This is a genomic window from Streptomyces sp. NPDC056883, assembly GCF_042788835.1.
GTDB classification, from domain to species: Bacteria; Actinomycetota; Actinomycetes; order Streptomycetales; family Streptomycetaceae; genus Streptomyces; species Streptomyces stoeckheimensis.
The window spans coordinates 20,456-43,335 of sequence record NZ_JBHUBS010000020.1 but is presented as its reverse complement, the minus strand read 5'-3'; the positions used below and the strand labels follow the sequence as shown (position 1 = coordinate 43,335).

Here is a 22,880-nt window from a genome sequence, read left to right as displayed (position 1 = left end):
GGCGGGGTCAGCGGGTGGTGAGGAGGTCGGGGAGTTGGCGCATGTCGTCGAAGACGACGGTTCCGGGGCCTTCGAGCTGCTCGGCGGGGGTCAGCCCGCCCGCGTAGCCGAAGGCCCGCATCCCGGCGGCGCGGGCCGCCTGGACGCCGGGGCGGCTGTCCTCGACGACCGCACAGGCGGCGGGATCGACGCCCATCCGCCGGGCGGCGTACAGGAAGAGGTCCGGGGCGGGCTTGCCGTGGGAGACCTCGGTGGCACTGTGGATGCGGCCTTCGAAGCGTGCGTAGAGGCCCGTACGGCCGAGGGTGTGCCGCATCTTCTCGTGCGAGCCGCTGGAGGCGACGCACGTCGGCAGGGTGATCGCGTCGAGTGCTTGAGGCAGACCCTCCACGGGGGACAGCCCCGAGTCCACCGCCTCCCGGTGGAGTTGCTCGAACCGGTCCCACCAGTGGGCGGCCACCTCGGGGCCGAGCCGGCCGGTGATCTGCTCGCGGATGGAGACGGAGGAGCGTCCGATGAACCGGTCGATGACCTCGGCCTCGGTGAGCGGCCAGCCGAGCTCCGCGCCCAGAGCGACCTGGACACGGACGGCTGTGCGTTCGCTGTCGACGAGCACCCCGTCGCAGTCGAATATCACGAGTTCGATCGCCTTGATGATCATCCCCGGATGATAGATGCCCGTCGCAGGGCGGCCGAGGCGGTCTACGGATCGACCTCGGCGGGATCGGCGGACTCGGCGGCCGCGCGGAGGCGGGCGTACTCCTGGGCCATGGCGGCGGCGGTCCAGCGGGCGTTGAGGCCGCTGGGGTTGGGCAGGGCCCAGATCCGGGTGGCCCCGATGGTCCGCTCCTGGGGGCCGATCCGGGCCTTCCGGTCGCCGAAGGCGGTGCGGTAGGCGGTGACTCCGACCACGGCCAGCCATTGGGGGCGCAGGAGCTCCACCTTGGCCGTCAGGATGCGGCCTCCCTCGCGGAACTCCTCGGCGCTCAGCTCGTCGGCGCGGGCCGTGGCGCGGGCCACGACGTTCGTGATGCCGAGGCGGTAGGTCGGCAGTTCCTCCTGCTCGGCGGGGGAGAGGAGTCGCGGGGTGAAGCCCGACATGTGCAGGACCGGCCAGAAGCGGTTGCCGGGGCGGGCGAAGTGGTGGCCCGTCGCGGCGGAGAGGAGGCCCGGGTTGATGCCGCAGAAGAGGACACGAAGACCGCCCGTGACCACGTCCGGGAGGACGCGGTCACGGGCGGCGTTCAGCTCTTCGGGGGTCAGAGGATCGACCCGGGGGTGTAGCCGGCGGCCTCGGGGTGCTCCTTGGCGATCTCCTCGATGCGCGCGACGACCGCGGCGACCTGGTCGCCCGCCGCGCCGGTGAAGGAGAGCTTGTCGGCCATCAGGGCGTCCAGCTGGGCCCGGTCGAGCGGCATGCGCTCGTCGGCGGCCAGCTTCTCCAGCAGCTCGTTGCGCTCGGCACCCTGCTCGCGCATGGCGAGCGCGGAGGCCACCGCGTGCTCCTTGATGACCTCGTGGGCGGACTCGCGGCCCACCCCGGCCCGCACGGCGCCCATCAGGACCTTCGTGGTGGCGAGGAAGGGGAGGTAGCGGTCCAGCTCGCGGGCCACGACGGCCGGGAAGGCGCCGAACTCGTCGAGGACCGTCAGGAAGGTCTCCATCAGGCCGTCGAGAGCGAAGAACGCGTCGGGCAGCGCGACCCGGCGGACCACGGAGCAGGAGACGTCGCCCTCGTTCCACTGGTCGCCGGCGAGCTCGCCGGTCATCGACGCGTAACCGCGCAGGATGACCATCAGGCCGTTCACGCGCTCGCAGGAGCGGGTGTTCATCTTGTGCGGCATCGCGGAGGAGCCGACCTGGCCGGGCTTGAAGCCCTCGGTGACCAGCTCGTGGCCGGCCATCAGGCGGATCGTCTTGGCGATCGAGGAAGGCGCCGCGGCCAGCTGTACCAGGGCGGTGACCACGTCGTAGTCGAGCGAGCGCGGGTAGACCTGGCCGACCGAGGTGAAGGCCTGGCCGAAGCCGAGGTGGGCCGCGATCCGCTGCTCCAGGTCGGCCAGCTTCGCGGCGTCGCCGCCCAGCAGGTCGAGCATGTCCTGCGAGGTGCCGACCGGGCCCTTGATGCCGCGCAGCGGGTAGCGGGTCAGCAGGTCGTCCAGGCGGCCGTACGCGACCAGCAGCTCGTCGGCCGCGGTGGCGAAGCGCTTGCCCAGGGTGGTCGCCTGAGCGGCGACGTTGTGGGAGCGGCCGGCCATGACCAGCTCGGCGTGCTCGCCGGCCAGCTTGCCGAGGCGGGCGAGCACGGCGACCGTGCGGTCCCGGACCAGTTCCAGCGAGAGCCGGATCTGGAGCTGCTCGACGTTCTCGGTCAGGTCGCGGGAGGTCATGCCCTTGTGGACGTGCTCGTGGCCGGCGAGGGCGTTGAACTCCTCGATGCGGGCCTTCACGTCGTGCCGGGTGATCTTCTCGCGCTCGGCGATGGAGGCGAGGTCGACGGTCTCCAGGACGCGCTCGTAGTCGGCGAGGGCCTCGTCGGGGACCTCGATGCCGAGATCCTTCTGGGCGCGGAGCACGGCGAGCCACAGCCGCCGCTCCAGCGTCACCTTGTACTCGGGGGACCACAGGACGGCGAGCTCCGCGGAGGCGTAGCGGCCGGCCAGGACATTGGGGATGCGGGGCTTGGCAGTCACGTGTAGGGATTCTACTTGGGCCTCGGCTGTGCGTTTACGCAGGTAGGGGACCCGGCCGCGATTGTGCCTTGCTACGAGAGCGAGTGAGGGGTCGACAGGGGCGGGCGCGGGGCGGGCGGCCGCCCCGCGGGCTACCCGCGGGCTAGACGAGCCGGTCGCCCGCCGGAGCCTCGTACGGCAGGAGTTCCGGGCGCTTGGCGGGGCGGCCGTCCCCGCTGGAGCGGCCCGTCAGACGGCGGCCCACCCAGGGGATCAGGTGCTGCCGGGCGAAGCTGAGGTCCTGCGAGCGGCGCGCGGTCCAGCCGGGGGGCACCGCGGGCGGCAGTTCGGCGCTCCAGTCCGCCTCGGGCGGCAGGCCCAGGGTCTGCCAGACCGCCTCGGCGACCCTGCGGTGGCCTTCGGCCGTCAGGTGCAGCCGGTCCACGTCCCACATCCGCGGATCGCCGAGCGCGGCGGACCCGTACAGGTCGACCACGAGGGCGCCGTGCCGCGCGGCGAGCTCCTCGATGATGACGAAGAGCTCCTCCATGCGCGGGCGGAAACGTTCCATCACGGGGCCGTTGCGGCCCGGCGAGCGCATCAGGAGCAGCGTCCCGCAGGAGGGCGCCAGCAGGCCGACGGCCTCCTCCAGGTGCCCGCGCACCCGGCCCATGTCGACCTTCGGGCGCAGGGTGTCGTTCAGCCCGCCGACCAGGGTCACCACGTCGGCGCCCATCTCGGCGGCCGCGGGTGCCTGCTCCCCGGCGATCTGCCCGATCAGCTTGCCGCGGACCGCGAGGTTCGCGTAGCGGAAGCCCGGCTCGCGGGCGGCGAGGCGGTCGGCGAGCAGATCGGCCCAGCCCCGGTAGGAGCCGTCGGGGAGCAGGTCCGACATGCCCTCGGTGAAGGAGTCGCCGACCGCGACGAAACTGGTGTACCGCGCATTCATCTCCATGGCGGGAGCGATGCTACCGCGCGGTACCCCCGTCCCGCAGACGGGCCGGGGGTACCGCGGCACGCGCGCGGCGCTCCTGCCGCTACGTCGAAGCCGGCCGGCCGAACAGCTCCCGCAGCACGTCCTCCATCGTGACCAGGCCCGTCATGACCCCGTCCGGAGCGAGCACCGCCGCCAGGTGCGTACGGCTGCGCCGCATCGCGGTCAGCGCGTCGTCCAGCGGAGTCTCCGCCCGGACCTGCGCGATCGGCCGTAGTGCGGTGACGGGGAAGGGCTCGTCCCGTTCCGTCGCGTCCAGTGCGTCCTTGACGTGCAGGTATCCCAGGATCCGGCCCTGTGCGTCGATCATCGGGAACCGGGAGTACCCCGACTCGGCCGACAACCGCTCCAGTCCGGCCGGTGTGATGCCCTCGCGGGCCGGAACCACCCGGTCCGCCGGCAGCACCACATCGGTCACCGGCCGCCGCCCCAGTTCCAGGGCGTCGTGCAGCCGCTCGCTCGCACGGTCGTCGATGAGTCCCGCGTCGCTGGAGTCCTTGACGATCCGGGCCAGCTCGTCGTCCGAGAAGGTCGCCGCGACCTCGTCCTTGACCTCCACCCGGAGCAGGCGCAGCAGGGTGTTGGCGAAGGCGTTGATCGCGAAGATCACCGGCCTCAGCCCCCGGGTGAGGGTCACCAGCGGCGGACCCAGCAGCAGGGCGGTCCGCACCGGCTCGGCCAGTGCGACGTTCTTCGGCAGCATCTCGCCGAAGAGCATGTGCAGGTACGTGGCCAGGGCCAGCGCCACCACGAAGGAGATCGCGTGGGTCAGCCCGGACGGCACCCCGAAGAAGTCGAACGCCGGGGTCAGCAGGTGGGCGATGGCCGGCTCGGCCACCACGCCCAGCACCAGGGTGCACAGCGTGATGCCCAGCTGGGCGGCCGCCATGAGCGCCGACACGTGCTCCAGGCCCCACAGCACGGCGCGCGCCCTGCGGTCACCCTGCTCGGCGTACGTCTCGATCTGGCTGCGCCGCACGGAGATCATGGCGAACTCCGCGCCGACGAAGAAGGCGTTGACGACCAGGGTCGCCAGGCCGATCAGCAACTGGACGGCGGTCATCGGGCCTCCTCCACACCATCACCGGGGGTCGGTTCGACCGGCACGTGCAACAGCACCCGCGCGGCCCGCCGCCCACTCGCGTCCACCACGTCCAGCCGCCAGCCGTCGAGCTCCAGGCTGTCGCCGACCATCGGGATCCGGCCCAGCTCGGTCGCTATCAGACCGGCCAGCGTCTCGTACGGGCCGTCCGGCACGCGCAGTCCGATCCGCTGGAGCTGGTCGGTGCGCGCGGAGCCGTCCGCGGAGAACAGGGCGCGCCCGGAGCCGTCCTCACCGGCCGGGGCCAGGTCGGGGGTCTCGTGCGGGTCGTGCTCGTCGCGGACCTCGCCGACGACCTCTTCGACGATGTCCTCCAGCGTGGCCACACCGGCCGTGCCGCCGTACTCGTCGATGACCACGGCCATCGTCTGCTTGCCGGACAGCCGGTCCAGCAGCCGGTCCACGGTCAGCGACTCCGGTACGAGGAGCGGCTCGCGCAGCAGCTGCGACACCGGGGTGCGGTGCCGCTCCTCCGCCGGCAGGGCCAGTACGTCCTTGATGTGGACGGTGCCGACGACGCTGTCGAGGCTGCCCCGGTAGACGGGGAACCGGGAGAGGCCGGTGGCGAGCGTCGCGTTCGCCACGTCCTCGGCGGTGGTCTGCAGGTCGAGGGCGGTGACCTGGACCCGCGGGGTCATGACGTTCTCCGCGGTCAGGTCGGCGAGGTTCAAGGTCCGCATGAACAGTTCGGCGGTGTCCTTCTCCAGGGCGCCGGCCCTCGCGGAGTGCCGGGCCAGGGCCGCCAGCTCCTGCGGGGTGCGCGCGGAGGCGAGCTCCTCGGCGGGCTCCATGCCGAACCGGCGGACCATGTGGTTCGCCGTGGTGTTCAGATGGCTGATGAGGGGCCTGAAGGCACGGCTGAAGACCCGCTGGAAGGTGGCGACCCGCTTGGCGACGGCCAGCGGGGAGGAGATCGCCCAGTTCTTGGGCACGAGCTCGCCCACGACCATCAGGACTACGGTCGACAGGACGGTGCCGAGGATCAGGGCGGTGGAGGACGCGGCGCCGGCGGACAGTCCCATGGCCTCGAAGGGGCCCTTGAGGAGGGCGGCGATCGAGGGCTTGGAGATCATGCCGATGACCAGGCCGGTCACGGTGATGCCGAGCTGGGCGCCGGAGAGCTGGAACGTCAGGCTGCGGACGGCGGCCAGGGCGCTGTCGGCGCCGCGCTCGCCGCGCTCGACGGCCCGTTCCAGTTCGCTGCGCTCGATGGTGGTCAGCGAGAACTCGGCCGCGACGAAGACTCCGCAGGCAAGGCAGAGCAGCAGCGCCACGACGAGCAGGAGCACTTCGGTCATCGGTCCTTCACCTCCGTCCCATGATCAGCCAGGAGGAGGGGTGTCGCGCGCTGTCGCGGACGGGAAGGGAGGGGACTGGGAGGCTCGCCCATGGACGGACGCTCACACCTTTCGTTCGGGGGAGGAGAGGAACAGCTCCCTACAGGGTAAAGGAAGCGCAAAGTGGGCGGGTCATTCCTTCGGAGGGCCCACCCGGCCCCGACGGCCCGACGGGGCCGGATGTGAACGATCTTCGCATCCCGCCCGCGTCGGCGTCCGGGAGATGGGCCCGGGCGGGCCCGCCGTACGTCTCGCCAGGCGGAAGTCGGTGGCGGGGCCCCGGGCGGGCGTGCTTGGCTCCGGGACATGACCGATCTGCAGATACGGGCCGCCGTGCCGGCCGACGCCGAGACCGTGCTCGCCTTCTGGAAGGAAGCGGCGGAGGGCACGTCGATCACGGACGACGCGGACGGCGTGACCCGGCTCGTCACCCGTGATCCCGAGGCGCTGATCCTCGCCGAACTCGACGGGGTCCTCGTCGGGTCCGTGATCGCCGGCTGGGACGGCTGGCGGGCGTCCCTGTACCGGCTCGCCGTACTGCCGTCCCTTCGCCGCCAGGGGATCGCCACGGCGCTCCTCGAGGCGGCCGAGCGGCGCTTCGTCGCCGTCGGGGGCCGCCGCGGTGACGCGATGGTCCTGGAAACGAACGAGCGCGCGCAGCGGGCGTGGGCCGCGGCCGGCTACCACCGCGAGGATCGCTGGCGGCGCTGGGTCAAGCCGCTGGTGGAGACGGCGTGACGCCTCGCACCGCCACCGCCACCGGCACTGCTGCGACCGGCGTCCGCACCCGCCGGGTCGGGGCCCTGCTCCTCGCCGCCGGAGCGATCGCGCTGACCGGCTGCGGCACGCGGACCGCGGGGGCCGGGGACGCGGCGGAGCCCCCGGCGCCGTCCGTGACCCCCTCCGTGGACTACGCGGCCCTGGAGGCCGCGGCGGTCGCGCGCCACGACGCGCTGTTCCCCGCGATCGCGGCACGGTGCGCCGACGTGGCGGCGGGCGGCGCGAGCCCCGGGGCCACGGCGGGCGAGCTGCCCGCGGATCCCGAGGCACGCAAGTACGCGGAGAACCACGCCTACAAGCAGCAGGCGCAGCTCACCCCCGGGGCCCGCTGCCGGGGCGACGCGCACGCCGCACGGATCAAGGCGGCGGTGGCCGGCGGATCCGGCGGGAAGGGTGCGCCGCACACGGTGGACGAGGTCCGCGCGGTCCTGACCGGGCTGGGGTACGGATTCGACGCCGGGGGCGTGTACGGATCCGGGGCGGTGAACGTCTCCTTCGTCCTGTCGGTCCCCGAGAGCGGCCCCTGCGTGACGGGCCGTCTCGACCCTCCGCTGACCGTGGAGGCCCACGGGATGTACGTCGAGGGCGGCTGCCTGGAGCCCCGCGGAGGCCACTGACCCCGCCGGTGACCGCTCCACGGACCCCGCCGGGGCCGGAGCCGTCGGCTCACGTCGCGTCGGCACCGGCCCCCGAGCCGTCCCTGGCCAGGGCGAGTACGCCGGCGCAGATCAGGGAAAGGCCAAGGAGCTGCGGGAGCAACCACCAGTGGGTCCGCAGGTGTTCCTCGTACAGCAGCACGCCCAGTGCGACGCTGACGCCCGCGTCCCCGAGCGTCAGCGCGGGCTGCGAGGCGACCAGCGGGCCGCCCTGCATGGCGTGTTCGAGGAGCAGGAGGGCGCAGATGCCCGTCGCGGCGAAGGCGTACGTCTCCCAGGTGCGCAGGAAGGCGCCGACTCCGCCCCCGTCCAGCACGTGCATGGCCGACTTCATCAGCGCGGCGGTCAGTGCGTAGCAGACGGCGGTGGCCGCGCCGAGGCAGCCGGCCCGCATCCGGCCGGGCCGCCGCCGCAGGCCGGCCACGGCGAGCACCGCCACCGCCCCCGCACACGCCACCAGGGCCAGGACCCACCGGTCGGCGGGAACGTCGGTACGGTTCCCCGCCGGCGAGGCGGCCACCAGGACGATCCCGAGCCCGGCCACCACGCCTCCCACGGCGAGCCACAACGGCCCCGGCATCCGGGTCCGCGTCACCAGCGAGGCGATCAGCAGCGCGAGCGGCAGCTCCAGCACGAACAGGGGCTGTACGAGGGCCAGCGCGCCGGTGGCGAGCGCCACGGCCTGCCCGACACCGGCCGCGATCACGGCCAGGATGCCGCCGATCCAGAGCGGCCGGCGCAGCAGGTCGAGCACCAGCCCGAAGCGGAATCCGTCGCTCTGCGGCACGGTGAGCGAGGCCCGCCGCTGGAGCACGGTCGCGAGCGCGTTGCAGAGCGCCGCGAACAGCGCGAAGAGGACCGGCACGAGGAAGCCCACCTGCCGATACTCATCCGCCCCGCCGCGACTCCCCACCACGACACCGCGGGGAGGCCGCGCGGGGCGGCCCGTTCCCCCGTCCGGCCCCGCGGGGGCGGGTTCAGCCGGTGGGCGCCGACCAGGTGCCGTGGAGCGCGGCGGCGAGCCAGCCGGGCGCCCAGGCGCGGAAGGCGGCCGGGGGGAGGGTGCCCGCACCGGCCGGGACCATGCCCAGGAGGGGGAGGGCGGAGACCGAGGGCAGGTCGGCCAGGTTGCAGCGGGACGCCAGGTCGGGTTCGGCCGGCCAGCTGCCGATCACCACGCCCGGGGAGGTCAGGCCGCGGGCCCGGAGGGCTTCCGCCGTGAGGGCGGTGGAGTTGAGGGTGCCGAGGCCCGCCGGAGCCACGATCAGCACCGGGGCGCCGAGCAGGCGGGCCGCGTCCGCCAGGGTGTGGCCGGACTCGTCGAAGCGGACCAGGAGGCCTCCCGCGCCCTCGACCAGGACAAGGTCGTGGGAGAGGGCGAGCTCGCGGGCCGCCTCGGCGATCCGCTCCGGGGAGACCGTCGGGAGACCCGAGCGCCGGGCCGCCGTGTCCGGGGCCAGCGGCTCCGGATAGCGGGCCAGCTCCACCGAGGTGACGGCGGAGCCGGCCAGCCGGCCGACCTCCGCCGCGTCTCCGGGCTCGTCCGGGCCGACGCCCGTCTGGGCCGGCTTCAGTACGGCCACCGAGAGGTTCGCCGCGAGCGCGGCCGCGGCGACGGCCGAGGTGACGACCGTCTTGCCGATCTCGGTTCCCGTGCCCGAGACCATCAGTACCGTCATGTCAGGCCTCCTTCGCGGCGGTGACCACGGCCCGGCAGATGCGGGCCACGTCGGCGTCGGCCGTCACGAACGGCGGCATCGTGTAGATCAGGTCCCGGAACGGGCGCAGCCAGACGCCCTCCCGGACCGCCGCCGCCGTGGCGCGGGCCATGTCGACCGGGTGGTCGAGCTGGATGACGCCGATCGCGCCGAGGACCCGTACCTCCCGGACGCCCGGCAGGTCCGCGGCCGGGGCCAGGCCCTCCAGCAGGCCCGCCTCGATGCGCTTGACCTCGCCCTGCCAGTCCTGACCCAGCAGCAGGTCGATGGAGGCCAGGGCCACCGAGGTGGCCAGCGGGTTGCCCATGAAGGTCGGCCCGTGGGCCAGGACGGGGACCTCGCCCTGCGAGATGCCGTCCGCGACCCGCTCCGTGCACAGCGTGGCGGCGAGGGTGAGGTAACCGCCGGTCAGCGCCTTGCCGAGGCACATCACGTCCGGGGTGATCCCGGCGTGGTCGGCCGCGAACAGCGCGCCCGTGCGGCCGAAGCCCGTGGCGATCTCGTCGAGGATCAGCAGCACGCCGAACTCGTCGCACAGCTCCCGCAGCACCCGGAGGTAGCCCGGGTTGTGGAAGCGCATGCCGCCCGCGCCCTGGACCACGGGCTCCACGATCACGGCCGCCAGTTCGTCCGCGTGCGCGGAGAACAGGGAGCGCAGGTGGGCGACGTAGGACTCGTCCAGCGGAGCGGAGAACCCGCTCGGCGGGGCGTCCGCGAAGAGCTGGCGCGGGAGGATGCCCGACCACAGCTCGTGCATGCCGCCCTCGGGATCGCAGACGGCCATCGGCTGCCAGGTGTCCCCGTGGTAGCCGCCCCGCCAGGTGAGCAGGCGGCTCTTCTCGGGGCGCCCCACCGAACGCCAGTACTGCAGGCACATCTTCACCGCGACCTCGACCGAGACCGAGCCCGAGTCGGCGAGGAAGACGTGCTCCAGGCCGGCCGGGGTGAGCTCGACGAGCTTCGCGGCCAGCCGGACGGCGGGCTCGTGGGTGAGCCCGCCGAACATCACGTGCGACATCCGGCCGAGCTGGCCGGTGACCGCCTCGTTCAGCGCCGGGTGGTTGTACCCGTGGATCGCCGACCACCAGGAGGACATGCCGTCGACCAGTTCGTCGTGCCCCTGCGACGGCTCGGCCAGCCGCAGGCGTACCCCCGAGGCGGAGGCGACGACGAGCGGCTCCTGCCGCCCGGGCATCGGGCCGTACGGGTGCCAGACGTGCTGCCGGTCCAGCGCGAGCAGTTCGGCGGCCGGCAGCGCGTCGGGCGAGCCCGTCTCCGGGGATCCCGCCTGATCAGGCATTGGGAGCGAGATCCGTTCCCGCGCCGCGGCGGCGTACCGCCACCAGGTCGGAGCGGACGTCGCCCGCCTCCGCCTGGACCGGTACGGGGGCCTCGTGCCCGGCGTGCCCCGAGCAGCCGCCGCACGCCGAACCGCAGCCGGCCTCGTCCGCAGTGGCGGAGGAGCCGCAGACCGAGGCGCCGCCCTGCGAGCCGCAGCCCCCGGTGGCCGCCGCGACCTCGGAGCGGTGCGCGGGCAGGGTCGTCGTACCGGCGCCCTCCACCTCGAAACCGGCGTCCGCGATCATGTCGAGGTCGGCCTGTCCGGCCTGGCCCTCGCTGGTCAGGTAGTCGCCCAGGAAGATCGAGTTCGCGATGTGCAGCGCCAGCGGCTGCAGGGTGCGCAGGTGCACCTCGCGGCCGCCCGCGATCCGGACCTCGACGTCGGGGCAGACGAAGCGGACCATCGCGAGGATGCGCAGGGCGCGCTGCGGGGTGAGGTTCCACTCCTGGGCCAGCGGGGTTCCCTCGAAGGGGATCAGGAAGTTGACCGGCACCGAGTCGCTGTCGAGCTCGCGCAGCGCGTAGACGACGTCGACGAGGTCCTCGTCGCTCTCGCCCATGCCCGCGATCAGGCCCGAGCAGGCCGACAGGCCGGCGGCGTGCGCCTTCTGCACCGTGTCGACCCGGTCCGCGTAGGTGTGGGTCTTGGTGATCTGGCCGTACGTGGCCTCGGAGGTGTTGAGGTTGTGGTTGTAGGCATCCGCGCCCGCGTCCTTCAGGCGCTCGGCCTGGCCGTCCGAGAGCAGGCCGAGGCAGGCGCACACCTCGACGCCCTCGTTCTGCTCCTTGATGGCCGCGATCGTCTTGCCGACACGGTCCACGTCGCGGTCCGTCGGGCCGCGCCCGCTCGCCACCAGGCACACCCGCTTCGCCCCGCCGGCGACGCCGGCGGCCGCGGCCTGGGAGGCCTCGTCGGGCTTCAGCCACGTGTACTTGAGGATCTCGGCCTTCGATCCCAGTCGCTGGGAGCAGTACGAGCAGTCCTCGGGGCAGAGCCCCGACTTCAGGTTGACCAGGTAGTTCAGCTTGACCCGGCGTCCGAACCACTGTCGGCGCACCTTGCCGGCCGCGGCCACCACGTCGAGCAGTTCGTCGTCAGAGGTCGCCAGCACGGCGAGTGCCTCTTCGCGGGTCGGCAGCTCACGCCGCAGCCCCTTGTCCACGAGGGTGTTCAGCAGGTCCATGATGCCGATCCTGTCCCACACGGGCACTCCCGGCCAAGGAGAGATCGAACAACATGGCCGGAAGAGAGTGTGTGTATCGCCACACCTGACGCAGGGGTCACGGGCGGTTAGGGTCGGGCAGGTCTGTGGACTGCCGACAAAAACTCGAGGACCGTCGATGCCGCACCAGCACACCCCCGCCCCCGTGGACGTCTTCTCCTGGATCGACGACGCGGAGCGGGCCAGGGAGCAGGCCGGACTCGTCCGGACGCTGCGTCCGCGGCCGGCGCACTCGCCGCTCCTCGATCTCGCGAGCAACGACTACCTCGGGCTGTCCCGGCACCCGGAGACCGTACGGGGCGCGCGCGAGGCCGCCGAGCGCTGGGGCGCGGGAGCCACCGGATCGCGCCTCGTCACCGGCACCACCGAACTGCACGCCGAGCTGGAGCGGGAGCTCGCCGCCTTCTGCGGGTTCGAGGCGGCGCTGGTCCTCTCCTCCGGGTACGCGGCCAATCTGGCCGCCGTCACCGCGCTCAGCGACCGGGGCACCCTGGTGGCCTCGGACGCGGGCAACCACGCCTCGATCGTGGACGGCTGCCGACTGTCGCGCGCCGAGACCGCCGTCGTCCCGCACTGCGACCCGGAGGCCGCCCGCAAGACGCTCGCCGCCCACCGGGGGCGGGCGCTGCTGGTCACCGACTCGGTGTTCTCGGTCGACGGGGACGCCGCCCCGCTGGCGGCCCACGCCGAGGCCTGCCGGGCGGAGGGTGCGGCGCTGCTCGTGGACGATGCGCACGGCCTCGGGGTCCTGGGCGAGGGGGGCCGCGGGGCGCTGCACGCCGCCGGGCTCGCGGGGGCTCCCGGGGTGGTCGCGACGCTGACCCTCTCGAAGTCCCTGGGCAGCCAGGGCGGTGCGGTGCTCGGCCCGGCCAAGGTGATCCGGCACCTGGTCAACACGGCGCGGACCTTCATCTTCGACACCGGACTGGCCCCGTCCGCGACGGGCGCCGCACTGGCGGCCCTGCGCCTGCTCCAGCGGGAACCGGAGCGCGCGGACCGGGCCCGAGCGGTGGCCGCCGAACTGTACGGGCGGCTCACCGCGTCCGGCCTGACCGCGGCCCGGCCGGACGCGGCCGTGGTGTCGGTACGGGCCCCGTCGGCTTCGGCGGCACTGCGCTGGGCCGCCGACTGCCGCGAGGCAGGTCTGTCCGTGGGGTGCTTCCGGCCGCCGTCCGTGCCGGACGGCATCTCCCGGCTGCGACTGACCGCGCGGGCGGATCTCACGGGGGACGAGATCAGCCGTGCGGTGGAGACGATCCTGGGGACCGCTCCGGCCGGAGCCACGGACCGCTGAGCCTTCCTACGTCCCGAGATCCGCACGGACGGAGACGAGGAAGCCGTGCCAGGCCGGCCCGGTGAAGAGCACGGCCGGGCCGGCCGCCCGCTTGGAGTCGCGGACGGCGAGCAGGCCGCCGCCGAGGACGGCCGTTTCCACGCAGTTGTTCATTCCGGTGCTGCGGCTGCTTCGCCGCCACCGCGCGCTGTTCAGAAGTCCGCCTGTGGATAAGGGGGTTGCGGACACGAGAGGTGCCTCCTTACGCGTCGTCAGCGAGGGCGCTGATGAGATCCGACGAATCGCGGGGCGGGAGGGCGTGCGCCTGGATGGTGCGGAACGCGGCGCTGTACGCCTCAAGGTCTTCCTTCCGCTCCAGATAGAGGCTACTCGTCAAATGGTCGAGTACCACCACATCCAGATCGGCGATGTTCGGAAATGAGAAGATGACGAACGGTCCGGTCAGGCCGAGATGTCCCCCCACGCTGAACGGCAGTACCTGAAGCCGCACTTGGGGCAAACGCGCCACCTCCACCAGGTGCCTCAGCTGTTCCTCCATCACCCCCGCACCGCCGATCGCGCGCCGCAGCACCGCCTCGTCCAGGACGGCGCTCAGCTCCAGCGGCGGATCCGCCCGCAGGACGGACTGACGCGCCAGCCGTACGTCGACGAGCGCCTCCACCTTCGGCTCCGGCAGCCCGCCCAGCGCGGCCCGGGTCACGGCCCGCGCGTACTCGGGGGTCTGCAGCAGTCCGGGCACCACCGACAGTTCGACGGTGCGGGCCGACCGGGCGCCCGCCTCCAGGCTGATGAAGTCCCGGTACTCCTGCGGCAGCAGCCCCCGGTAGTCGTGCCACCACTGGCGCCCGCGCCCGGTGTCCTCGTCCGGGGCCGGTCCCGCCGCCGAGGCCGAGAGGGCTTCCAGCAGGGCGCGCTGCTGTGCGCTCACGACGTCTTCTCCGTAGACGTCGAGCAGCAGCCGGATGTCCTCCACCTTGACGCCGCTGCGCCCCGTCTCGATACGGCTGATCTTCGACTGGTGCCATCCCGCGAGCCGGGCCGCCTCACCGCTGGTGAGTCCGGACCGGTCGCGAAGGGCACGCAGTTCCTCGCCGAGCTTGCGCCGGCGCACCGCGGGACCGTGCTGCACATCCGCCTCCTTCCACCGGCACAGGTCGCACCAGTCTGCCGTCCAAATACGCTCTTCCGTAGCAGAGTTCACCGCATTGAGCGACAGATATATGCATATCTTGAGGGATCGGCGGAAACGACGGGACGATGGGTGGCACTCTGGCGTCCAGCACAGATCCGGGGCGGCTTCGCCCCGGTGGGAAAGGGACCGTCGCCATGGCAGATCACCAGGAAGCATCCGTCACTCTGCCGAGCGATCCCGCCTCGGTCGCGGCCGCCCGCCGCTACGTCGCGGAGGTGCTGAGCGAGTGGGGACTGTCCGAGGGGACCGAAGCCGCCGACGGCATCCGGCTCATCGTCTCGGAACTGGCCACCAACTCCGTACTGCACACCTTCGGCCAGTCGCCGACCTTCACCGTGCACATCCGCCTGGAGCGCGAGGAGTGGCTCCGCATCGGGGTCACCGACAGCCACCCGCGCTGGCCCAAGCGGCTCCCGGCCGCCGTCCAGCAGGACAACGGCCGGGGGATGGTCATCATCCGCTGGCTCGCCGCGGAGGCGGGCGGCCGGCTCTCGGTCAGCCCGACCGAGGACGGGGGCAAGACCGTGTGGATCGCCCTGCCCTGGACGGCCGCCGGCGCACCCGCGAGGACCGCGACCGGCTGTTGACCGGCCGGGCCTCACGGCATCAGGATCCCGCGCGCTCCGCGGCGCTGCGCTCTATGCACAGCTCGTTGCCCTCGGGGTCGGTCAGCGTGACCCAGCCGGTGCCGTCCTCCCGGCGGTGGTCGCCCTGGAGCTTCGCGCCGAGCCCGAGCAGCCGCTCCACGTTCTCGTCGCGGGTGCCGGTGGTCGGCTGGATGTCCAAGTGGACGCGGTTCTTCACGGACTTGCCCTCGGGAACCCGGATGAACAGCAGCCCGGGTACCCCCGGCTGCCCCGGCACGAGCGAGATCTCGGGGTCGTCGGCCAGGTCGTCCGGGTGAATGGGCCAGCCGGTGACCTCGGACCAGAACTGCGCCAGCGCGTAAGGCTCCTGTGCGTCGAAGGTGATGTGGTGGACGGGGTTGACGAACATGCATCTCCTCTTGGGCGGTTCCGTATACGGAACCGGGCTGTGCGATGCCCGGAGTTGAACCGGGTACCTGCTCGAAACGTGGGTTAACTCAGCGGAAAAGCGCGGCCCCTAGCGTGACGGCCACGTTCCTTCCGTCAATGGTCACCCATGCGCCGGCAAAGCGGCGGTGGGCGGGACGGAAAGCCTTTCCCTGTGTTGGGCAAGACACGCTTGGCTTGGATATGCGCAGGTCAACAAAGTGTTGACGGCCCATAGGGTCGGCTCGGCGCGATGTTGATCATGTCCCGGAAGCTTGGTGATTGCTGTGCAGCTGACCCCCCACGAGCAGGAGAGACTGCTCATCCACGTGGCCGCGGACGTGGCCGAGAGACGCAAGGCGCGGGGCGTGCTCCTCAACCATCCCGAGGTGATAGCCCTGATCACGGCACACATTCTCGAAGGGGCCCGCGACGGGCGGACGGTGGCCGAGCTGATGGCCTCCGGACGGACCGTGCTCTCCCGCGAGCAGGTCATGGAGGGGATACCCGAGATGATCCACGACGTCCAGGTCGAGGCGACCTTCCCGGACGGCACCAAGCTCGTCACCGTCCACGACCCCATCGTCTGAGAGCGAGTACCCGCATGATCCCCGGCGAAATCGCCTACGGGGACGGCCCGGTGCGCCTCAACGAAGGCCGGCCCGTCACCCGACTCACCGTGCTCAACGCCGCCGACCGGCCCGTCCAGGTCGGCTCGCACTACCACTTCGCCGAGGCCAACCCCGGCCTCGAGTTCGACCGTACGGCCGCCCACGGACTGCGCCTCGACATCGCCGCCGGCACCGCGGTCCGCTTCGAACCGGGCATCCCGGTCGCCGTGGCCCTCGTACCGCTGGCCGGGCTGCGCACCGTGCCCGGACTGCGCGGGCAGACCGGAGGGCCGCTCGATGGCTGAGATATCGCGCCAGGTCTACGCCGACCTGTTCGGGCCCACCACGGGCGACCGGATCCGCCTCGCCGACACCGACCTCTTCGTCGAGATCGAGCAGGACCTCGGCGGCGGCCCCGGCCGGGCCGGCGACGAGGCCGTCTTCGGCGGCGGCAAGGTCATCCGCGAATCCATGGGCCAGGCCCGCACCACCCGCGCCGAAGGAGCCGCCGACACCGTCATCACCGGAGTGGTGATCCTCGACCACTGGGGCATCGTCAAGGCCGACGTGGGCATCCGGGACGGCCGGATCTGCGGCATCGGCAAGGCGGGCAACCCCGACACCATGGACGGCGTCGACCGTGCGCTCGTGATCGGCCCCGAGACCGAGATCATCGCGGGCAACGGGAAGATCCTCACCGCCGGCGCCGTCGACGCCCACGTGCACTTCATCTCCCCGACCGTGATCGAGGAGGCCCTCGCCTCCGGCATCACCACCCTCGTCGGCGGCGGCACCGGCCCCGCGGAGGGCACCAAGGCCACCACCGTCACCCCCGGACCCTGGCACCTGGCCCGGATGTTCGCCGCGCTGGAGGCCCACCCCGTCAACATCGGCCTGCTCGGCAAGGGCAACACCATGTCCCGCGAGGGCATGTACTCCCAGCTGCGCGGCGGAGCACTCGGCTTCAAGCTCCACGAGGACTGGGGATCGACCCCCGCCGTCATCGACGCCTGCCTCACCGTCTGCGAGGAGACCGGCGCCCAGGCCGCCATCCACACCGACACCCTCAACGAGGCCGGGTTCGTCGCCGACACCCTCGCCGCCATCGGCGGACGGACCATCCACTCGTACCACACCGAAGGCGCGGGAGGCGGCCACGCCCCCGACATCATCACCGTGGTCTCCGAGCCGAACATCCTGCCCAGCTCCACCAATCCGACCCGGCCGCACACCGTCAACACCGTCGAGGAGCACCTCGACATGCTGATGGTCTGCCACCACCTCAACCCCGCCGTCCCCGAGGACCTGGCCTTCGCCGAGTCCCGGATCCGGCCCTCCACCATCGCCGCCGAGGACGTCCTGCACGACCTCGGAGCCATCTCGATCATCTCCTCCGACGCCCAGGCCATGGGCCGCGTCGGCGAGGTGATCCTGCGCACCTGGCAGACCGCCCACGTGATGAAGAAGCGGCGCGGCTTCCTTCCCGGCGACGGACCCGCCGACAACCACCGGGCCCGGCGCTACGTCGCCAAGTACACGATCAACCCCGCCGTCGCCCAGGGCCTGGCCCGCGAGATCGGCTCCGTCGAGACCGGCAAACTCGCCGACCTGGTGCTGTGGAAGCCCGCCTTCTTCGGGGTCAAGCCCGAACTGGTCATCAAGGGCGGCCAGATCGCCTACGCCCAGATGGGCGATGCCAACGCCTCCATCCCGACCCCGCAGCCGGTCCTGCCGCGCCCGATGTTCGGCGCGTACGGGCGGGCCCCCGGGCTCAACTCGGTGAACTTCACGGCCCAGGCGGCCCTCGACGACGGACTGCCCGAACGGCTCGGACTCGGCAAGGAGTTCGTCGCCATCGAGAGCACCCGCAAGGTCACCAAGGCGGACATGCGCAACAACGACGCCATGCCGAGGGTGGAGGTCGACGCCGACACCTTCACCGTCACCATCGACGGCGAGGTGGTGGAACCGGCCCCGGCGGCGGAACTCCCCATGGCCCAACGCTATTTCCTCTTCTGAGAGCGGGGCCCACCAATGAGCCTCGCCACCCTGCTCGTCCTCGCGGACGGCCGCTTCCCCGCCGGAGGGCACGCCCACTCCGGCGGGGCCGAGGCCGCCTGCAAGGCGGGCCGGATCCACGACGCCGCCACCCTCGCGGAGTTCTGCCGGGGCCGGCTGCACACCGCCGGGCTCGTCGCGGCCGGTCTCGCCGCGGCGGCCGCCCTCGGGATCGACCCGGCCTCCCTCGACGAAGCCGCCGACGCACGCACCCCGTCACCCGCGCTGCGCGCCGCCGGGCGGCGGCTCGGGCGCCAGCTGATGCGGGCCGCCCGCGCCACCTGGCCCGGCGCGGAACTGGACGCGCTGGCGGCCGCGTTCCCGCGCGGGGCGCACCAGCCCGTGGTGCTCGGCGTCACCGCCCGGTCGGCGGGGCTCGGGCCGCTCGACGCCGCGCACGTGGCGGCGTACGAGAGCGTGAGCGGGCCGGCCACCGCCACCGTACGGCTGCTCGGCCTGGACCCCTTCGAGGCGAGCCGGGTCCTGGCCGGGCTCGCCCCCGAACTGGACTCCGTGTCCCGGCAGGCGGAGCGGGCCGCGCTGCGGGCCCGCACCGACGGAACGCACACCCTGCCCGCGGCCTCCTCGCCGCTGCTGGACATCGCGGCACAGGCCCATGCCGACTGGCCGGTACGGCTGTTCGCCTCCTGACTCCCGGGGCCCCGCAGGCCCCGCATCCCCTGCTTCAGCACAAGGAGACCCCCCATGCACCTCGATCACGCAGTGACCTTCCCGCACCGCCACACCCACAGCGCCGAGCCGCTGCGGGCCGACGGGACCCGCCGGGCCCTGCGCATCGGCCTCGGCGGGCCCGTCGGCTCCGGCAAGACCGCCACCGTCGCCGCCCTCTGCCGGGCCCTGCGCGCGGAACTGTCCATGGCCGTGATCACCAACGACATCTACACCCGCGAGGACGCGGAGTTCCTGCTCCGCGAAGCCGTCCTGCCGCCCGAGCGGATCAGCGCCGTGGAGACCGGTGCGTGCCCGCACACCGCCATCCGCGACGACATCTCCGCCAACCTGGAGGCCGTGGAGGAACTGGAGGAGGCCTTCCACGGGCTCGGACGGCTCGACCTGATCCTCGTCGAGTCCGGCGGGGACAACCTCACCGCCACCTTCTCCCGGGGCCTCGTCGACGCCCAGATCTTCGTCATCGACGTGGCCGGCGGCGACGACATCCCGCGCAAGGGCGGCCCCGGCGTCACCACCGCCGACCTGCTCGTCGTCAACAAGACCGACCTCGCCCCCCACGTCGGCTCCGACCTGGGCCGGATGGCCCGCGACGCCGCCGAGCAGCGCGGAGAACTGCCCGTGGCCTTCCAGTCCTTGCGGGGCGAGGAGGGAGTGGGCCCGGTGGCCGCCTGGGTGCGGGAACGGATCGCCGCCTGGACCGCCCGGTGAGCCCTACGGCGATCCCGGCCGCGGTGTCCGCGCCCCCGGCCCCCGCTGCGGCCCCCGCCGGGGCCGGCCTGCGCGCCACCGCCCGGATCGGCGCCGCCGCCGACGGGCGGGGCTCCACCGTCCTGCCGCTGCTGGCCGGGGAAGGGCCGCTCGCCCTGCGCCGCACCCGGGGCGGGCCCGGCGAGGCCGGTGTCATGCTGGTCGGCGCCATGAGCGCCCCCCTGGGCGGCGACCACCTCAGGGTCGAGGCCACCGCCGGACCGGGCGCCCGGCTGGTGCTCCGCTCCGCGGCGGCCACCCTGGCGCTGCCCGGCCGGCGCGGGGAACCCGCCCGGTACGACGTACGGCTCCGGCTCGGGGACGGGGCGGCGGTGCGCTGGCTCCCGGAGCCCCTCGTCTCGGTGCGCGGCAGCGACCTGCGGGTCCGCACCCGCGCGGAACTGGCCCCCACCGCCCGGCTCCTGCTGCGCGAGGAGCAGGTGCTCGGCCGCACCGGGGAGGACCCGGGCCTGCTGCGCGCCCGGCTCACCGTGACCCGGGACGGGAAACCGCTGCTGGACCAGGAGCTGGCCTGCGGGCCCGGCGCGCCCGGCGGCTGGGACGGTCCGGCGGGCCTCGCGGGCCACCGGGCGCTGGGCCAGCTGCTGGTGGTGGACCCGGAGTTCGCCAAGGCCCCGCCGCAGGCCCGGATGCTGGGGGAGTTCGCGGCGCTCACCCCGCTGGCGGGACCTGCCGTCCTGGTCACGGCCCTGGCCCCGGACGCCCTGCGGCTCCGCGAACTGCTCGACTCCGCCTGCGCCGCCTACGGTTGGTGAACCCGGGCGGGGGCCTCCGATCCCGGGACGAACCCGACACCGCTCAGCGGTACACGCATTTCCGGATATCGGGTTGGCAAAGAACCGCCCCGTGCTCTGTCGCCCGCTCCCGGTCAGGCGGAAGTATCCCCTGCACATGCCGACGTACGTCCACACCGGCACGAACCACACTGCCCACGGCGGCAGATGACGCAGGGGGAACAACCACGTGATACGCAACGCGGCGCTGGGGAGCGCCGCCACCCTGATCACCGGCACGCTGGCGGCGAGCCTGCTGCTCGCCCCGTCCGCGTCGGCCACCCAGGCCTTCCCGTCCGGCCCGTCCGGCCGCGACAGCGGGCTCGCCGAGGCGTTCGGCACCCAGATCGCCGCCGCCCGCGCGGCACGCGCCGGGATCGACTGGAAGGACTGTCCGCCCGACTGGGGCTTCGCGGCGCCCATCCAGTGCGGCTATGTGAAGGTCCCGCTGGACTACAGCAAGCCCTTCGGCAAGACGATCGACATCGCGGTCGACCGTGCCGTCAGCACCGGCACCAAGGACGAGCGCCAGGGCGCGCTCCTCTACAACCCGGGCGGCCCGGGCGCCTCCGGCATGCGCTTCCCGCGCCGGATCACCACCAACAGCCCGCTGTGGGTCAACACCGCGAAGGCGTACGACTTCGTGGGCTTCGACCCGCGCGGCGTCGGCCACTCCGCGCCGATCTCCTGCATTGACCCGCAGGAGTACGTCAAGGCGCCCAAGGCCGACCCGGTGCCGGACAGCAAGGCCGACAAGAGCGCCCAGCGCAAGCTCGCCGAGGAGTACGCGGACGGGTGCAAGGAGCGCAGCGGCGAGATGCTGCCGTTCATGACCACGCCGAACATCGCGCGTGACCTGGACGTCATCCGCGCCGCCCTCGGCGAGAAGAAGCTGAACTTCATCGGCGTCTCCTACGGCACCTACATCGGCGGGGTCTACGCCACCCTGTTCCCGACGCACGTGCGCCGCATGATCGTCGACAGCGTGGTGGACCCGTCCCGCGACAACATCTGGTACGAGGCCAACCTCGGCCAGGACGTCGCCTTCCAGATGCGCTGGAACGACTGGCAGGACTGGGTCGCCAAGAACGACGCCTCCTTCCACCTCGGCACCACCCGCGCCGCGGTCGAGGCCAAGTGGCTGGCGCTGCGCGCCAAGGCCAAGGCCAACCCGCTCGGCGGGATCGTCGGCCCGGCGGAGCTCATCGGCTTCTTCCAGAGCGCCCCGTACTACGACTCCTCCTGGGTGCCCGTCGCCCAGACCTGGGCCGCGTACGAGGCGGGCGACGAGCAGGCGCTGATCGACGCCATCGCCCCCGACATGAGCGACACCGCGGGCAACGCCTCGGCGGAGAACGGCAACGCTGTCTACACCGCCGTGGAGTGCGCCGACGCCAAGTGGCCCACCAGCTGGTCCAAGTGGGATCGGGACAACACCAAGCTGCACGCCCAGTACCCGTTCATGACCTGGGCCAACGCGTGGATGAACCTGCCCTGCGCGACCTGGAAGTCCAAGCAGCACAACGCGATCGAGGTCGGGGTCGGCGCCCACCGCGGCCTGCCGCCGGTGCTGGTCGTCCAGTCCGAGCGGGACGCCGCCACGCCGTACAAGGGCGGGGTCTCCCTGCACAAGCGGCTCGCCGGCTCGCGTCTGATCACCGAGAAGGACGCCGGCTCGCACGGTGTCACCAACCTGGTGAACCCCTGCATCAACACCCGGGTCGACACCTACCTGCTCACCGGTCAGGTCGACGCCCAGAACGTGACGTGCGGCCCGCACGCCACTCCGGTGGCCCCGGCCCCCGTCGCCGCCAAGCTCCTCGCCCCGGCCCCGGCCGCCGATGAGCAGGCGATCGACGAGCTCCCGGCCATCCGCTAGCAGGACCGGGCGGGAACGGTTCCGCACCGCACGGGAGAAGGCTCAGCGCGTCCTGCGCCGGGCCTTCTTCCGTGCTTCCTCCTCCTCCGCCTTGACCTCGGCGGCGTACCGGTCCACGTACTCCTGGCCGGACAGGGCGAGGACCTCGTACATGATCTCGTCGGTGATGGCCCGCAGCACGGCCCGCTCGCCCTCCATCCCCTCGTACCGGGAGAAGTCCAGCGGCCGGCCGAAGCGGATCGTGACCCGGCGAATCTTGGGGATCTTCTGCCCGGGCGGCTGGATCTCGAAGGTCCCGACCATCGCGCACGGGACGACGGGCACCGCGGCGCCCAGCGCCATCGCGGCGACACCGACCTTGCCCTTGTACAGCCGCCCGTCGTGCGAGCGGGTGCCCTCCGGGTAGATGCCGAGCAGCTCGCCCTTGGACAGCACCCCGAGCCCCTCGCGGAGGGCCGCCTGACCGGCGTCCTTGCCGGAGCGGTCCACCGGGATCTGGCCGGCGCTGCGGAAGAAGGCGGCCGTGAGCCGTCCCTTCATTCCCGGTCCGGTGAAGTACTCGGCCTTGGCGAGGAAGGTGATGCGCCGCTTGAGGATCGCGGGCATCAGGAAGTGGTCGGAGAAGGAGAGGTGGTTGCCCGCGATGATCGCGGCCCCGTCCTCCGGAATGTTCTCCAGTCCTTCGATGCGGGGCCGGAACAGGAGCCGCAGCAGCGGCCCCAGGATCACGTGCTTGAGCAAGTGGTAGAACACCAGGCGGCTCCCGTCGACGTCCC

At 72.8% G+C, this 22,880-nt stretch carries 25 protein-coding genes; 11 read left to right on the top strand and 14 right to left on the bottom strand.

The window, feature by feature from the left end; translation table 11 throughout:
• Positions 1-7: 7 nt before the first annotated feature.
• From ACFRU2_RS34390 to ACFRU2_RS34365, 6 genes are all read right to left on the bottom strand, one after another.
• Positions 8-661 carry an HAD family hydrolase gene (locus ACFRU2_RS34390; protein WP_382979848.1) on the bottom strand — a complete coding sequence of 218 codons (654 nt, stop codon included), beginning with the start codon at positions 659-661 and terminating at the stop codon, positions 8-10.
• 41 nt (positions 662-702) lie between these two features.
• A complete protein-coding gene (gene mug / locus ACFRU2_RS34385) occupies positions 703-1,263 on the bottom strand; it encodes a G/U mismatch-specific DNA glycosylase (RefSeq protein ID WP_382979945.1) in 561 nt (186 codons plus the stop codon).
• Entirely contained in the window at positions 1,260-2,693 is a 1,434-nt protein-coding gene (gene purB / locus ACFRU2_RS34380) for an adenylosuccinate lyase (RefSeq protein WP_382979847.1), read from the bottom strand. The genes mug and purB overlap by 4 nt, the downstream gene beginning before the upstream one ends.
• A gap of 142 nt (positions 2,694-2,835) precedes the next feature.
• Positions 2,836-3,627 (bottom strand): SGNH/GDSL hydrolase family protein, encoded by a 792-nt coding sequence (locus ACFRU2_RS34375; protein ID WP_382979846.1) that lies wholly within the window; start codon positions 3,625-3,627, stop codon positions 2,836-2,838.
• Between the two features lie 82 nt (positions 3,628-3,709).
• Complete coding sequence (locus tag ACFRU2_RS34370) at positions 3,710-4,729, bottom strand: hemolysin family protein (RefSeq protein WP_382979845.1); 1,020 nt, start codon at positions 4,727-4,729, stop codon at positions 3,710-3,712.
• The gene (locus tag ACFRU2_RS34365; protein ID WP_382979844.1) at positions 4,726-6,066 is read right to left on the bottom strand and encodes a hemolysin family protein; all 1,341 of its coding nucleotides are present in this window, start codon (positions 6,064-6,066) and stop codon (positions 4,726-4,728) included. The genes ACFRU2_RS34370 and ACFRU2_RS34365 overlap by 4 nt, the downstream gene beginning before the upstream one ends.
• Positions 6,067-6,411: 345 nt before the next feature.
• On the opposite strand from ACFRU2_RS34365, the gene ACFRU2_RS34360 reads away from it, so the two are divergent.
• Both ACFRU2_RS34360 and ACFRU2_RS34355 read left to right on the top strand, forming a co-directional pair.
• Positions 6,412-6,843, top strand: coding sequence for a GNAT family N-acetyltransferase (locus ACFRU2_RS34360; protein ID WP_382979843.1), 432 nt, complete (start codon positions 6,412-6,414; stop codon positions 6,841-6,843).
• Positions 6,840-7,502: a hypothetical protein gene (locus tag ACFRU2_RS34355; protein WP_382979842.1), complete on the top strand. Its 663-nt coding sequence runs from the start codon at positions 6,840-6,842 to the stop codon at positions 7,500-7,502. Before ACFRU2_RS34360 ends, ACFRU2_RS34355 begins: the two co-directional genes overlap by 4 nt.
• Positions 7,503-7,551: 49 nt before the next feature.
• On the opposite strand, the gene ACFRU2_RS34350 is transcribed toward ACFRU2_RS34355, so the two are convergent.
• The 4 genes from ACFRU2_RS34350 to bioB form a co-directional block, all read right to left on the bottom strand.
• On the bottom strand, positions 7,552-8,418 hold the full coding sequence (locus tag ACFRU2_RS34350) for a DMT family transporter (protein ID WP_382979840.1): 867 nt from the start codon (positions 8,416-8,418) through the stop codon (positions 7,552-7,554).
• Between the two features lie 100 nt (positions 8,419-8,518).
• Positions 8,519-9,220: a dethiobiotin synthase gene (gene bioD, locus ACFRU2_RS34345; RefSeq protein WP_382979839.1), complete on the bottom strand. Its 702-nt coding sequence runs from the start codon at positions 9,218-9,220 to the stop codon at positions 8,519-8,521.
• A 1-nt stretch (position 9,221) separates the two neighbouring features.
• Positions 9,222-10,559, bottom strand: coding sequence for an adenosylmethionine--8-amino-7-oxononanoate transaminase (locus tag ACFRU2_RS34340; protein ID WP_382979837.1), 1,338 nt, complete (start codon positions 10,557-10,559; stop codon positions 9,222-9,224).
• Positions 10,552-11,784 (bottom strand): biotin synthase BioB, encoded by a 1,233-nt coding sequence (bioB, locus tag ACFRU2_RS34335; protein ID WP_382979835.1) that lies wholly within the window; start codon positions 11,782-11,784, stop codon positions 10,552-10,554. Before bioB ends, ACFRU2_RS34340 begins: the two co-directional genes overlap by 8 nt.
• Before the next feature lie 157 nt (positions 11,785-11,941).
• Between bioB and ACFRU2_RS34330 the strand changes: the two genes are divergently transcribed.
• A complete protein-coding gene (locus ACFRU2_RS34330; RefSeq protein WP_382979833.1) occupies positions 11,942-13,117 on the top strand; it encodes an 8-amino-7-oxononanoate synthase in 1,176 nt (391 codons plus the stop codon).
• 6 nt (positions 13,118-13,123) lie between these two features.
• Here the strand turns inward: ACFRU2_RS34330 and ACFRU2_RS34325 are convergent, their stop codons facing one another.
• Positions 13,124-13,345: a DUF397 domain-containing protein gene (locus ACFRU2_RS34325; protein ID WP_250740179.1), complete on the bottom strand. Its 222-nt coding sequence runs from the start codon at positions 13,343-13,345 to the stop codon at positions 13,124-13,126.
• A gap of 13 nt (positions 13,346-13,358) precedes the next feature.
• Positions 13,359-14,246 (bottom strand): helix-turn-helix transcriptional regulator, encoded by an 888-nt coding sequence (locus ACFRU2_RS34320; RefSeq protein WP_250740178.1) that lies wholly within the window; start codon positions 14,244-14,246, stop codon positions 13,359-13,361.
• 197 nt (positions 14,247-14,443) lie between these two features.
• Here ACFRU2_RS34320 and ACFRU2_RS34315 point away from each other — a divergent pair, with 197 nt between their 5' ends.
• The gene (locus tag ACFRU2_RS34315; RefSeq protein WP_382979831.1) at positions 14,444-14,896 is read left to right on the top strand and encodes an ATP-binding protein; all 453 of its coding nucleotides are present in this window, start codon (positions 14,444-14,446) and stop codon (positions 14,894-14,896) included.
• Positions 14,897-14,915: 19 nt separating this feature from the next.
• On the opposite strand, the gene ACFRU2_RS34310 is transcribed toward ACFRU2_RS34315, so the two are convergent.
• The gene (locus ACFRU2_RS34310; protein ID WP_274547651.1) at positions 14,916-15,305 is read right to left on the bottom strand and encodes a VOC family protein; all 390 of its coding nucleotides are present in this window, start codon (positions 15,303-15,305) and stop codon (positions 14,916-14,918) included.
• 304 nt (positions 15,306-15,609) lie between these two features.
• Here ACFRU2_RS34310 and ACFRU2_RS34305 point away from each other — a divergent pair, with 304 nt between their 5' ends.
• From ACFRU2_RS34305 to ACFRU2_RS34275, 7 genes are all read left to right on the top strand, one after another.
• The gene (locus ACFRU2_RS34305) at positions 15,610-15,912 is read left to right on the top strand and encodes an urease subunit gamma (protein ID WP_382979829.1); all 303 of its coding nucleotides are present in this window, start codon (positions 15,610-15,612) and stop codon (positions 15,910-15,912) included.
• A gap of 14 nt (positions 15,913-15,926) precedes the next feature.
• Positions 15,927-16,238, top strand: coding sequence for an urease subunit beta (locus ACFRU2_RS34300; RefSeq protein WP_382979828.1), 312 nt, complete (start codon positions 15,927-15,929; stop codon positions 16,236-16,238).
• Complete coding sequence (locus ACFRU2_RS34295) at positions 16,231-17,952, top strand: urease subunit alpha (protein ID WP_382979826.1); 1,722 nt, start codon at positions 16,231-16,233, stop codon at positions 17,950-17,952. The genes ACFRU2_RS34300 and ACFRU2_RS34295 overlap by 8 nt, the downstream gene beginning before the upstream one ends.
• A 15-nt stretch (positions 17,953-17,967) precedes the next feature.
• The gene (locus ACFRU2_RS34290; protein WP_382979824.1) at positions 17,968-18,642 is read left to right on the top strand and encodes an urease accessory protein UreF; all 675 of its coding nucleotides are present in this window, start codon (positions 17,968-17,970) and stop codon (positions 18,640-18,642) included.
• Positions 18,643-18,696: 54 nt separating this feature from the next.
• Positions 18,697-19,392: an urease accessory protein UreG gene (gene ureG / locus ACFRU2_RS34285; RefSeq protein ID WP_382979822.1), complete on the top strand. Its 696-nt coding sequence runs from the start codon at positions 18,697-18,699 to the stop codon at positions 19,390-19,392.
• Between the two features lie 11 nt (positions 19,393-19,403).
• A complete protein-coding gene (locus tag ACFRU2_RS34280) occupies positions 19,404-20,207 on the top strand; it encodes an urease accessory protein UreD (RefSeq protein WP_382979943.1) in 804 nt (267 codons plus the stop codon).
• 208 nt (positions 20,208-20,415) lie between these two features.
• Positions 20,416-22,104, top strand: coding sequence for an alpha/beta hydrolase (locus ACFRU2_RS34275; protein ID WP_382979820.1), 1,689 nt, complete (start codon positions 20,416-20,418; stop codon positions 22,102-22,104).
• A gap of 42 nt (positions 22,105-22,146) precedes the next feature.
• Here ACFRU2_RS34275 and ACFRU2_RS34270 read toward each other — a convergent pair whose 3' ends face one another.
• Complete coding sequence (locus tag ACFRU2_RS34270; RefSeq protein ID WP_382979819.1) at positions 22,147-22,857, bottom strand: lysophospholipid acyltransferase family protein; 711 nt, start codon at positions 22,855-22,857, stop codon at positions 22,147-22,149.
• Between the last annotated feature and the right edge of the window lie 23 nt (positions 22,858-22,880).

Bases quoted from the DNA above. Each gene is read 5' to 3' on its own strand.
- ACFRU2_RS34390 (WP_382979848.1), bottom strand. From the start codon at position 661: ATGATCATCAAGGCGATCGAACTCGTGATATTCGACTGCGACGGGGTG.
- ACFRU2_RS34375 (WP_382979846.1), bottom strand. From the start codon at position 3,627: ATGGAGATGAATGCGCGGTACACCAGTTTCGTCGCGGTCGGCGACTCC.
- ACFRU2_RS34370 (WP_382979845.1), bottom strand. From the start codon at position 4,729: ATGACCGCCGTCCAGTTGCTGATCGGCCTGGCGACCCTGGTCGTCAAC.
- ACFRU2_RS34365 (WP_382979844.1), bottom strand. From the start codon at position 6,066: ATGACCGAAGTGCTCCTGCTCGTCGTGGCGCTGCTGCTCTGCCTTGCC.
- ACFRU2_RS34360 (WP_382979843.1), top strand. From the start codon at position 6,412: ATGACCGATCTGCAGATACGGGCCGCCGTGCCGGCCGACGCCGAGACC.
- bioD (WP_382979839.1), bottom strand. From the start codon at position 9,220: ATGACGGTACTGATGGTCTCGGGCACGGGAACCGAGATCGGCAAGACG.
- ACFRU2_RS34340 (WP_382979837.1), bottom strand. From the start codon at position 10,559: ATGCCTGATCAGGCGGGATCCCCGGAGACGGGCTCGCCCGACGCGCTG.
- bioB (WP_382979835.1), bottom strand. From the start codon at position 11,784: ATGGACCTGCTGAACACCCTCGTGGACAAGGGGCTGCGGCGTGAGCTG.
- ACFRU2_RS34330 (WP_382979833.1), top strand. From the start codon at position 11,942: ATGCCGCACCAGCACACCCCCGCCCCCGTGGACGTCTTCTCCTGGATC.
- ACFRU2_RS34315 (WP_382979831.1), top strand. From the start codon at position 14,444: ATGGCAGATCACCAGGAAGCATCCGTCACTCTGCCGAGCGATCCCGCC.
- ACFRU2_RS34310 (WP_274547651.1), bottom strand. From the start codon at position 15,305: ATGTTCGTCAACCCCGTCCACCACATCACCTTCGACGCACAGGAGCCT.
- ACFRU2_RS34300 (WP_382979828.1), top strand. From the start codon at position 15,927: ATGATCCCCGGCGAAATCGCCTACGGGGACGGCCCGGTGCGCCTCAAC.
- ACFRU2_RS34295 (WP_382979826.1), top strand. From the start codon at position 16,231: ATGGCTGAGATATCGCGCCAGGTCTACGCCGACCTGTTCGGGCCCACC.
- ACFRU2_RS34290 (WP_382979824.1), top strand. From the start codon at position 17,968: ATGAGCCTCGCCACCCTGCTCGTCCTCGCGGACGGCCGCTTCCCCGCC.
- ureG (WP_382979822.1), top strand. From the start codon at position 18,697: ATGCACCTCGATCACGCAGTGACCTTCCCGCACCGCCACACCCACAGC.